This window comes from Puniceispirillum sp. (SeqCode), assembly GCF_965657105.1.
GTDB lineage: Bacteria > Pseudomonadota > Alphaproteobacteria > Puniceispirillales > Puniceispirillaceae > Puniceispirillum.
Map to the genome: position 1 here is coordinate 1 of NZ_CBFHNB010000071.1, position 9468 is coordinate 9468.

General features: G+C 53.2%; 14 protein-coding genes. All 14 read left to right on the forward strand.

Annotation, left to right across the window (positions count from 1 at the left end; translation table 11 throughout):
- Nucleotides 1–1047 (forward strand): DUF4055 domain-containing protein (locus tag ACTF7Q_RS09335; RefSeq protein ID WP_438997568.1); only part of this gene is annotated, 1047 nt, incomplete at its 5' end.
- A 2-nt stretch (nucleotides 1048–1049) separates the two neighbouring features.
- Nucleotides 1050–1385 (forward strand): hypothetical protein, encoded by a 336-nt coding sequence (locus ACTF7Q_RS09340; RefSeq protein WP_438997569.1) that lies wholly within the window; start codon nucleotides 1050–1052, stop codon nucleotides 1383–1385.
- Between the two features lie 71 nt (nucleotides 1386–1456).
- A complete protein-coding gene (locus ACTF7Q_RS09345) occupies nucleotides 1457–2641 on the forward strand; it encodes a hypothetical protein (protein WP_438997570.1) in 1185 nt (394 codons plus the stop codon).
- Nucleotides 2628–2870, forward strand: coding sequence for a hypothetical protein (locus ACTF7Q_RS09350; RefSeq protein WP_438997571.1), 243 nt, complete (start codon nucleotides 2628–2630; stop codon nucleotides 2868–2870). The genes ACTF7Q_RS09345 and ACTF7Q_RS09350 overlap by 14 nt, the downstream gene beginning before the upstream one ends.
- Complete coding sequence (locus ACTF7Q_RS09355; protein WP_438997572.1) at nucleotides 2867–3325, forward strand: DnaT-like ssDNA-binding protein; 459 nt, start codon at nucleotides 2867–2869, stop codon at nucleotides 3323–3325. The genes ACTF7Q_RS09350 and ACTF7Q_RS09355 overlap by 4 nt, the downstream gene beginning before the upstream one ends.
- Nucleotides 3322–3681: a hypothetical protein gene (locus ACTF7Q_RS09360; RefSeq protein ID WP_438997573.1), complete on the forward strand. Its 360-nt coding sequence runs from the start codon at nucleotides 3322–3324 to the stop codon at nucleotides 3679–3681. The genes ACTF7Q_RS09355 and ACTF7Q_RS09360 overlap by 4 nt, the downstream gene beginning before the upstream one ends.
- Nucleotides 3681–4076 carry a hypothetical protein gene (locus ACTF7Q_RS09365; protein ID WP_438997574.1) on the forward strand — a complete coding sequence of 132 codons (396 nt, stop codon included), beginning with the start codon at nucleotides 3681–3683 and terminating at the stop codon, nucleotides 4074–4076. Before ACTF7Q_RS09360 ends, ACTF7Q_RS09365 begins: the two co-directional genes overlap by 1 nt.
- Nucleotides 4076–5104, forward strand: coding sequence for a phage tail tube protein (locus ACTF7Q_RS09370; RefSeq protein WP_438997575.1), 1029 nt, complete (start codon nucleotides 4076–4078; stop codon nucleotides 5102–5104). Before ACTF7Q_RS09365 ends, ACTF7Q_RS09370 begins: the two co-directional genes overlap by 1 nt.
- The gene (locus ACTF7Q_RS09375) at nucleotides 5104–5703 is read left to right on the forward strand and encodes a hypothetical protein (RefSeq protein ID WP_438997576.1); all 600 of its coding nucleotides are present in this window, start codon (nucleotides 5104–5106) and stop codon (nucleotides 5701–5703) included. The genes ACTF7Q_RS09370 and ACTF7Q_RS09375 overlap by 1 nt, the downstream gene beginning before the upstream one ends.
- Entirely contained in the window at nucleotides 5703–6029 is a 327-nt protein-coding gene (locus tag ACTF7Q_RS09380) for a phage tail protein (protein WP_438997577.1), read from the forward strand. The genes ACTF7Q_RS09375 and ACTF7Q_RS09380 overlap by 1 nt, the downstream gene beginning before the upstream one ends.
- Before the next feature lie 34 nt (nucleotides 6030–6063).
- Nucleotides 6064–6813 carry a phage minor tail protein L gene (locus ACTF7Q_RS09385; protein ID WP_438997578.1) on the forward strand — a complete coding sequence of 250 codons (750 nt, stop codon included), beginning with the start codon at nucleotides 6064–6066 and terminating at the stop codon, nucleotides 6811–6813.
- Nucleotides 6810–7583 carry a Mov34/MPN/PAD-1 family protein gene (locus tag ACTF7Q_RS09390; RefSeq protein ID WP_438997579.1) on the forward strand — a complete coding sequence of 258 codons (774 nt, stop codon included), beginning with the start codon at nucleotides 6810–6812 and terminating at the stop codon, nucleotides 7581–7583. The genes ACTF7Q_RS09385 and ACTF7Q_RS09390 overlap by 4 nt, the downstream gene beginning before the upstream one ends.
- The gene (locus ACTF7Q_RS09395) at nucleotides 7573–8205 is read left to right on the forward strand and encodes a hypothetical protein (protein WP_438997580.1); all 633 of its coding nucleotides are present in this window, start codon (nucleotides 7573–7575) and stop codon (nucleotides 8203–8205) included. Before ACTF7Q_RS09390 ends, ACTF7Q_RS09395 begins: the two co-directional genes overlap by 11 nt.
- A 28-nt stretch (nucleotides 8206–8233) precedes the next feature.
- Nucleotides 8234–9468: TipJ family phage tail tip protein (gene gpJ / locus ACTF7Q_RS09400; RefSeq protein ID WP_438997581.1), on the forward strand; the 1235-nt coding region annotated here is incomplete at its 3' end.

The following is a 9468-nucleotide window of genomic DNA, read 5'->3' on the forward strand; positions in this document are numbered from 1 at the left end:
GAGGGCACGTCGCTAGGCGATTTTGCCAAGCGCCTTCTGCAACGGTTACTGATCGATGGCATGGTGCATATTCTGGTTGATCGACCAGTTGCCGGTGGTGCGCCTTATCTGGTCATGGTCACTGCCAGTCAGTTGATCGGGGCAACGCGTGATGATGACGGGCTTAGCGAAATCAGGATTGCCGAAACGCATATCAGGCGCGTTGGTCGCTTTGGTGAAGAAACAAGCCAAGCTGTTCGCGTGATTGGACGTCATGCGTGGCAATTATGGCATCCACGCGGTGATCTTGATAGTAGCGTCATTGGCACATGGCACGTCACTGCCGAAGGTCAGCATGATTATGGCCGCCCGCCGCTTGTCACTTTGAATGTTGCCCCGTCAGGTTTCATGCAGTCGCGCCCACCCTTGATTGATCTTGCTTGGCTTAATCTTGCGCATTGGCAATCGGCTAGTGATCAGCGCCATATTCTGCATGTGGCACGGGTGCCTATTCTGTTTGGCCGGGCGTTGCAGGCAGCCGAAGGTGATATAGAAATCGGCCCTAACCGCCTGATAATGGCGGATGATCCGGCAGCTGATTTGCGCTTTGTCGAACATTCGGGTGCCGCCATTGACGCTGGCCGACAGGATCTTATCGATCTTGAGGATCGTATGGCTGTGTTGGGTCTGGATATGTTACGCCGTCGCCCAGGTAACGAGACCGCGACAGGCCGTGCGATTGATGCGGCTGAGGCACATGCCGCCCTGACAGGCGTGATCGCGACCTTGCGCGATGGCTTGCAGGCGGCTTTTGAAATGGCCGCGGACTGGCTGGATGTGCCCGATGGTGCCGCCGGACAGATCCAGATTGCCCGTCATTTTCCCGTCAGCGATGACGCGGCCAGCGAGGCCGACATTCTGTTAAGGGCAAGGCTGGCTGGTGAAATCAGTCAGGAAGCCTTTCTGGCCGAAATCACCCGCCGTGGCATTCTAGCAGTAGGCGGTGGCATCCCAGCCCCGACACAGGCGTCAAAAATCGCGCCTAAAATCCATAAACCAAAGAGGTAATCATGAATGATAAAGACATGAATAATGAAACAGACAAGCACGATAATCTATCACCACATGCCGGCATCACCGATCCAGATCATGAGCCGCAAAGTGACAAAGTGAGTGCGGGCGCTGACAAAGTTACCAATGAGGCGGCCACAATAGCTGATAGCCCCGATACGCCTGAAAAACCGGATAATCCAGATACATCCATTCCCGACATGAAAGCCGGAACCGGCGCGGGCATGTCGGATGCGGTGATGGCGAACAGCATTAATGCGTCGGATGGTGATGCGATCAACAACAATCTGGAGGCGTTGGCCAGCGGCCGCATGACTTTGCATGTCGGCGCATAGCGCACCGCCATTGTTATAGGAACAAACATTTCAAACTACGTAATGACCATTTCATTCGAAAGGAGAGACTTTTGCCAAACCAATTAGAAACCCTGATGCCACGCATTGTTGCGCGTGGTCTTTTACATTTTCGCGAACGTGCGATCTTGCCCCGTCTTGTCAATAGCAGCTTTTCCAGCGATGCCGCCCGCCGTGGTGATGCCATCGATGTGCCGATCAGCAGTCCAGTGGCGGTAAGTGACGTGACGCCTGGCAAGACATTTACGGGTAATATTCCCGATACATCGATTTCATCGGTGTCAATCACGCTGGATAATTGGAAACGCGCCGCATTTTATCTGACTGACGATGAGATGGCCAAAATCGAAAGTAGCGCCGATTTTATTCCGATGCAGATGGCCGAAGCGATCCATGCGCTGGCAGGAGCCGTGAATCAGTCAATCATTGATACGCATAAATTGATTGCCCACGGGCTTGGGTTGCCAGGTGAAATACCGTTTCAGCCGGTGCCGTCCAACATTGCTGATGTCAAAGACTGGCATGGTGTCACTTGTGCTATTCAGGCACGACGTTTCATGAATAAAGCGGCGGCACCAAAAACCGGTCGTTTTGCCATAATTGACTATGATATGGAGGCCAATGCGCTTGGGTTGCCACAATTTCATGATGCTGACAAAGCTGGCACCAATAGTGTGCCGATGGAAGGTGAAATTGGCCGCAAATTTGGAATCGACTGGTTTTCCAGTGATCTATTACCAAATGCGGGTAATGATGTTGGCGAGGTTAGCATTGCCAAAACCAATCAGGAAGATGCGACTGAAATTACTGTCAATACCCGCCATAGCACTATCAATCCAGGTGATAGTTTCGTTATCAAAAATGATGCTGACCAGACCGTGCATCGCGTCAAATCTGTGGTTGCGGCCAGCAATTCTGCACATGCCAAGATCACGCTGCATAAGCCTATTGGGCAAGCGCTGAATACAAGTCATAAAGTCATTTTCAAGCCGACGCATAAGGTCGGGCTGGTTCTGCATCGTGACGCGGTTGCGCTGGCGATGCGGCCATTATCAGCCGCAGGTCTTGAAAGCGGGCTGAATGGCCAGATCATGTCGGTGTCTGACCCGCAGACCGGACTTTCGTTACGGCTGGAGGTTACACGCCAGTACAAACAGACCATGTGGGAGTTTGATGTGCTTTGGGGTGTGGCTATGATACGCCCAGAATTAGCCTGTGTGATTTATGGCGATGCGTGAAACCGGTAACCATAAAGCAGATGCGGTTATGGCTGATAGGGCTGTTATCATTCAGCATTCCCGAACCGAACAGCAGATGGTGGTGTCGCTAGCCGATTACCAGCTTTATGCCACTGCCCGGTTTCGTAATTGGCGGTTGTCCGAACGCAATAATGGCTTTCGGCCACCAACTACCATTTCAGAGTTTCTGTATGCAAATGATAGCGCTGTGCAGGAGAGGGTGAGATGAGTGCCGCCTATCTTGATGTTGCGGCGGCTGATCGCTGGTGTCAGATACGTGCCTATAGTGACTGGGCGGATGCTAACAGCATGATAAAGGCGGCTGCTTTGGTTAAGGCGGCTGATCTTATCGATACGCATTTTACCTTTCGGGGGTATCGGCAAGCGGTCGATCAGCTGCGTGCCTGGCCACGTACTGGCATTAAGGATAAGGCGGGACGCACCATCAGCGGAATCCCGTCTGCGGTGATAGATGCCAACTGCGTTCTGGCACTTGCCTTGATTGAAGATGCCGGGGGCGTCGCTGAACTGCTTGGTCTTCGTGGGGCGGTTCTGTCCGAGCGCATAGGGTCTGTCGCCGTAAGCTATGACGCTAGCAGGTCGTCGTCATCGCAAAGCCGGATAAAGGCCTTGCTATCGCCGTTTCTGGAAACAACCAGCTCTACAAGGATTAAGCGAACATGATACCGATTCATGATAAGCGTTTGCGCGAAGTTTTGTCACGTTATGGACGGAAAGGATTATTGCAGGCTGGCACCGGTCCATCTGGACAAGATAACACCATCCAGGATCATAACATCCAAGACAATACCATTTATGTGCTTATCAATCGTTTGCGGGCGGTTGAGCATGAAAATCTACCTGCTGATATGCGCGAGGCCGAAGCGTTGTTGCTGGTGGCTGACGCCATTGTTCTGCCCAAGCAAGGCGATGCGGTCATAATCGAAAATGACCGATGGCGGCTAAGAAGTGCCTTGCGGATTGGGGAGGCTGGATCACGCCTGTTTCAGGCACAACTATCCAGTGCTGACATACAGTAATGAGCAGAACTGTCCGTGACGAATTGCAGGCGGCTGTGACCGCATGCTGGCAGGAACGAAGCCCGCTTATATGGGAAAATGCCCGGGCTGATGATCTGACATTTATGGCAGATGGATATCTGAAGTTCGCGGTCTCGCTATCTGGGGCTTCGGATATGTTCATGGCATCAGATATGGTATCCGAGGGACAGGTGTTCCTGACCCTGGCGGTGCCGCTGGGCAAAGGTATGGCGCAAGCTGATAGTGGCGTTGCCCAGCTTGATACATGCCTTTCAAACAAACAATTTGGCAAGGTGCGCACCACCAATCTGCGGGTTCAGCCAGCCTATGCTTCAGCCGGATTCTGGCTCACAGACATCGAACTTGATTTTCTACTCTGGGAAGGATCAGCGTAATGCAGATACGACTGGGACAGGATATGTGCTTGGGTATCGGCAAGGAAGCAAGTTGGGCTATGCCGCCGACTGCCTATAAACCCCTGACTGTCTTGCAGCAAAGCCTTGCCCAGATAGCGTCGCGTCGCCGTCGGCAGGATCTGGGAGGCGGACAATTTGCGACCAAAAGCCAGCTTATTCATACCCATATAGGCGGCGACATTAGCTGGCAACTGGCGTTTGGAAATGGTGATGATTTGCTGGCTTCGGGGATTGGCGGTCAGTGGCGTAATAGAAATATATCGGGATTGCTGACTATGTTGCCCCGCGATGCTAGAATATCATGGCTGGTGCCTGATATGGGGGCAGGCCAGACGCCGCCCTCATTCAGTCTATTACGGCGCTTTGATAGGCGCGATGATTGGCAGCATTTTCACGGTCTGAAATCGTCACGTCTGCGGTTGACGATTGGCACTGGCGGTGAAGCGGTGCTGGGGGCGACGGTGATTGGAAAAATGTCAGCGCCAGCGCAAAGAACAGCAAGTCGATTGGGTAATGCCATGCCTTCGGCGACAGCTAGCCCGCCTTTCAATCTTAATCATACGCCGTCAGCATTAGCTATCCAGATATTGGGTGCTGAATCACGGCTGTTGCGCTCGACCGATGATTTTGCGCTTTCGCATCTGACGCTGACTTTGGCGCGTGGTGGCATGACACCTTTATTCGGGCTTAGCGCGATGTCGCCACTTGGCATTACGGATGGATTGCTGGCCATTGATGGTGCCTTACATCTTCTTTATACGCCGTCTTTAGCCACCATATTGCGTGCAGATACGCGGCTGAGATTCCAGCTCACGATATATGATGAGACAGGTCATGCTGTGGTGGTTCTACTGCCCAACAATCTTATCACCAACAGTGAAATCGAAACATCAAGTCCGGCTTTGCCGCCTCTATTGCGAGTCCAGTTTGAAAGCCGTCACACCCCAGAAGATTCGTCATCATCCCCGCTTATTGCGATTGGTATGGCAGAGCTGGATGCAGGCTGATGGCACGGCGTTATCACATGCGCCGACGTGGCGGTAGCGGGGGCGATCATATGTCCCGACAGCTTGATGATATAGTTCGTTTGTTAAGTGGGCGCGGGTCGATTGAGCGCATTTTTGAACGTCAAATTAAACGTGTTGAACAACGGCTTCAGGCCCAGCTTGAAACGCATCTTAAACAAAGTGTCGAACAGCTATTTTCAGGTATGCTGGGGGGTAATCAAGGTATTGCTGGGTCATTATTTGGCCTTTTGCAAGGTGGATCATTACCAGGCTTTGCCGCAGGTGGCGTTATCGATGGCGCACAAATTCTGGCACTGGCAGGTGAAAAAGGCCCCGAAGCTATTTTGCCCTTGCGGCGCGGTGCCGATGGCCAACTTGGCGTCGCCAGCGTGCCAGCAGACCAGCCAAAAGCAGAGTCGCCGCCCATAACCATAAATGTGACCACTGATAAGGCTGAGGCTCTGGATGATACAGATATTGATAATATGGCGTTAGTCGTTTCACAGGCGTTGAATGAGGCGCTGGATCAGGCAGTGGCTGCACGGGTTGAGACCTATCTGCGGGATGGCGGTTTGCTGAATCCCCTTGGGCGGCGTTGATGGCGCGTTTTCCGTCCATTGAGGCCAGTCAGACATCCTTTTTGCAGGTCAAGCATCGCGTGTCCGAAGCCCAGTTCGGTAACGGATTTCGACAGCGGTTTGGGCATATTGGGGCGCATCGACGTATCTGGCATGTCAAATTTCTGGATAAGCCTGTTGCCGATATAGCGCGCATTGACCAGTTTCTGGACAGGCTTTCGGGAAGTGCGCCCTTTTTCTGGCATCCGCCGAACGCAACTATTGCGCAGTTTGTCTGTGGCGAATGGAAGATTACGCCTGTTAATCAGGCACTAGCGTCACTAGAAGCGCTGTTCATCGAAGCCTAACTCACACCCGTCAACCCAAATATATAGGAACAGTATGACGCAACGACCAGGTCATATTTCAGGTGCAACGCCTGACAACATCAACGCTGCAAAGATGATTTCAGCAGATGATGCCTCGGCACCATTTCCGGGCAAGCTGGTGCATCTGTTTGAAATTGACATCAAGCCCACCCCTTTCCGGTTTGTTGCCGAGGCGGTACAAGGTGGTGGGGTAAGTTTTGCCGGAGCCACTTATCGCAGCTTTCCCATCATGGCCAGCAGGTTTTCTTGGTCAGCAGAAGGCCCACCGGCGCGTCCTATTCTGGAAGTTTCAAATGTAACAGGTCTGTTTAATGGTGCCGTAACACATGATCAGTTGCGCGGTATTGCGGTGCGCCGGATCATGACATTGACCAGCGAACTTGACCCGCCACATGGTGAAGGCGGCGGTAATTGCTTTCCGGTCGAACGTTGGGTGATTGATCGCATTGCAAGGCTTGAACGTGCTGTTATGCGGCTTGAATTATGCGCCGAAGCAAGCCTTGAAGGTAAACAGTTTCCGCAGCGTGTCATGCTACGCGATTTATGCCAGCATGTTTATCGACGCTGGGATGCGTCACAGGCGGCGTTTGATTATTCTGGTGTGACATGCCCCTATCAGGGCGATAGCTATTTTACCGCCGATGGGGCTAACACGCGCGATCCAGCCAAGGATGAATGCAGCCTGCATTTGATGAGTGGCTGCCGGAAACGATTTTTGTTCAATTTGCCATTTCTGGGCTTTCCTGGGGTGCGCCGCCTATGAGCATGTTTGGCCACGATATTGATCTGGCGATCATGGCTTACGCGAATGACAATGCGCATGAAGAAATCTGCGGTGTTGTGCGCACAGGGTCACATGGTCCTTATTTTCAGCCATTGCCCAATCAGGCGGTTGACCGAACCATGTGCTTTGAAATGTCCGAACAAGATGTGTTTTCTGGCGAACATGCCAAAGCCATTGTGCACTCGCATCCGCAAGGTCCCGCATTTCCGTCGCGGCACGACATGGTTCAGCAACAGGCTAGCCATCTACCTTGGGCGATTGCCATTCCCACAGGCCAAACACATGCGGGTGTGTTCTGGTTTGGCGGCACCCCAGCACCATTGATGACGCGCGGCTATAGGCATGGTGTGACGGATTGCTATGCGCTGATCCGTGACTGGTTTGCCAGCCAACGCCAGATCAACTTGCCTGATTATCCGCGTGCGTGGGAATGGTGGGTCGGCATTGGCGCTGGAGACGATGATAGTGAGGGTAGGGGCCAGCATCATCAGGCCAATCTGTATCGTGATAATTTTGCCGCATATGGTTTCCGCGCGCTTGATGATGATGTGCCGCGTGAAATAGGGGATGTTGCGATGATGCGAATTTTGGGCCAGGTGATTAATCATGCGGCAGTCTGGGTCGGTCAGGGGCTGATCCTGCATCATCTTGCCGGACGCCACGGTTATGCGCCGCACAGACTGCCGCGCCAGGAACCAGCCGAACGTTGGTATCGCTATATTGATTTCTGGGTGCGTTATGAGGCTTAAAACGATCTATCTACATGGTGCATTGGCACAATTTGGCCAGTTATTCAAACTGCATATAGACAGCCCGCATGAAGCCATAAGCGCACTGGAAAATCAATGTGACGGCTTTGCCGCGGCCATAAGACAGGGACGGTTTTCAATCGCAACAGGATTGGCAGATCGTCTGACCCCGCTTGATGGGGCAAACATGTTTGCGCCTTTTGCCGAACCCGACCTGCATATCTGGCCGGAGATAGCGGGGCATGGCAAAGGCGACGGCAAAATGCTGCTAGGGCTGACCTTGCTTGGCTTGTCATTTATCCCCGGCGTTCAAGCTGGCATTGGCAGTCAGTTTTCAAGATTAGGGACAACGCTTGGCGGTTCGGGCGTTGGCGAGGCGGCTGGATTTTTTGGCAGCAAATTGCTGGGCGGGGCGGCGACTTGGCTGATCCTGTCATCGGCAAGCGACAGTCTGGCACCACAGATCCATGCGCCTGCTGGTATCGTTGAATCAGATGTGATAGCCGCATCGGCATCAAGTGCCGAAGGCACACCGATCCCCCTTATTTATGGCATGGTCAGGGTAACGCAACCGCCGGTTATTTCTGCCGGATTAAGCGTGGCTATCGAAAAACTGACATAATCGAAAGGCGTGCAAGATATCCATGGACATGAATGAAACGTCAATGATTAGCGGCCGCGGCGGGAAATCCGGTGGTGGCGGTGGTGACTGGCAGGTGCCGCAGGTCAAAGAGGTAGCTGACAGTATCCGGTCTTCGGGTACGGCGCGGGTGCAGTTTCTGCTATCAGCCGGGCCGATTGGCGGGCTTCGTGATGGTGCCAAATCGATCTTTCTTGATGATGTGCCATTGCAATCGACAGATGGTGCCGCAAATTTTGAAGGTGTCGGCTGGATGCAGACCCACGGCACCCCGGATCAGAACCCGGTATCCATGCCCGGCTTTAACGTTGTCGAGCAGGTGCAAAATACGGGCTGGATTATGCGCGCTGGACTGGCACGGGTGGCCAGTCGGGCGCGCGTTGATGCGGCGCGTCTGACATTACGTTTTGGCCGCGGGCTTGTGCATCGGCGCGGGCATGTGATTACCGGTGCGGCAGTGACCTTACGGATTGATGTTTGGCATAGTGGTCGATGGCACGAGGCCGTGCGTAAGACGGTGAGCGAAAAACAGTCTGGCCCCTTTGAAATACAAATGCAGGTCGGTTTCAGCGCGGTTGATAATGATGTGTCAACGGTGCGCAAATTCCGGCTTGTGCGGATGACGGCCAACAGCAATAGCCGCGATTTGATTAATGATGTGACCTGTACCAGCATCACTTGGCTGACATGGGATGCTTTGCGTTATCCGGGCATGGCAACGGTCGCGTTGAGCCTTGATGCGCGGGGTTTTGCTGGTCGTCCGCCAGCGATCAGCTTTGACACAAAGGGACGATTGCTTGCCGTGCCGCGAAATTATGATCCGGAAAGGCGGCGTTATAACGGGATATGGGATGGACGGTTCAAAACCGCTTGGTCAGACAATCCGGCATGGGTGATCTATGATATTCTGACAGCGCGTGACTGGGGGCTGGGGCTGCCGCCTGAAAGTGTTGATAAATTTGATCTCTACACGATAGCGCGCTATTGCGATGCACCTGTCACCGGTGGTGATAACAATCCGCGCTTTCGTTTCAATGCTGTTATCAAGACACGTAAATCGGCGGCGGTGCTGATGGCCGAATTATGCGCGGCGATCCATGTGCTGTTTTATTGGTCAGGCGGGCGGCTTCGGTTTCGTGCGGACAAGCCAACAGCGCCCAGTATTCTGGTCACACCTGCGAATGTGATTAATGGGGATTTTGTGTATCATGGCCCGGCAAGACAAGCAGAAATCAGCCACGCCTT

Coding starts and splice junctions, on each gene's coding strand:
- ACTF7Q_RS09340 (WP_438997569.1), top strand. CDS start 1,050: ATGAATGATAAAGACATGAATAATGAAACAGACAAGCACGATAATCTA.
- ACTF7Q_RS09350 (WP_438997571.1), top strand. CDS start 2,628: ATGGCGATGCGTGAAACCGGTAACCATAAAGCAGATGCGGTTATGGCT.
- ACTF7Q_RS09355 (WP_438997572.1), top strand. CDS start 2,867: ATGAGTGCCGCCTATCTTGATGTTGCGGCGGCTGATCGCTGGTGTCAG.
- ACTF7Q_RS09360 (WP_438997573.1), top strand. CDS start 3,322: ATGATACCGATTCATGATAAGCGTTTGCGCGAAGTTTTGTCACGTTAT.
- ACTF7Q_RS09365 (WP_438997574.1), top strand. CDS start 3,681: ATGAGCAGAACTGTCCGTGACGAATTGCAGGCGGCTGTGACCGCATGC.
- ACTF7Q_RS09370 (WP_438997575.1), top strand. CDS start 4,076: ATGCAGATACGACTGGGACAGGATATGTGCTTGGGTATCGGCAAGGAA.
- ACTF7Q_RS09375 (WP_438997576.1), top strand. CDS start 5,104: ATGGCACGGCGTTATCACATGCGCCGACGTGGCGGTAGCGGGGGCGAT.
- ACTF7Q_RS09380 (WP_438997577.1), top strand. CDS start 5,703: ATGGCGCGTTTTCCGTCCATTGAGGCCAGTCAGACATCCTTTTTGCAG.
- ACTF7Q_RS09385 (WP_438997578.1), top strand. CDS start 6,064: ATGACGCAACGACCAGGTCATATTTCAGGTGCAACGCCTGACAACATC.
- ACTF7Q_RS09390 (WP_438997579.1), top strand. CDS start 6,810: ATGAGCATGTTTGGCCACGATATTGATCTGGCGATCATGGCTTACGCG.
- ACTF7Q_RS09395 (WP_438997580.1), top strand. CDS start 7,573: ATGAGGCTTAAAACGATCTATCTACATGGTGCATTGGCACAATTTGGC.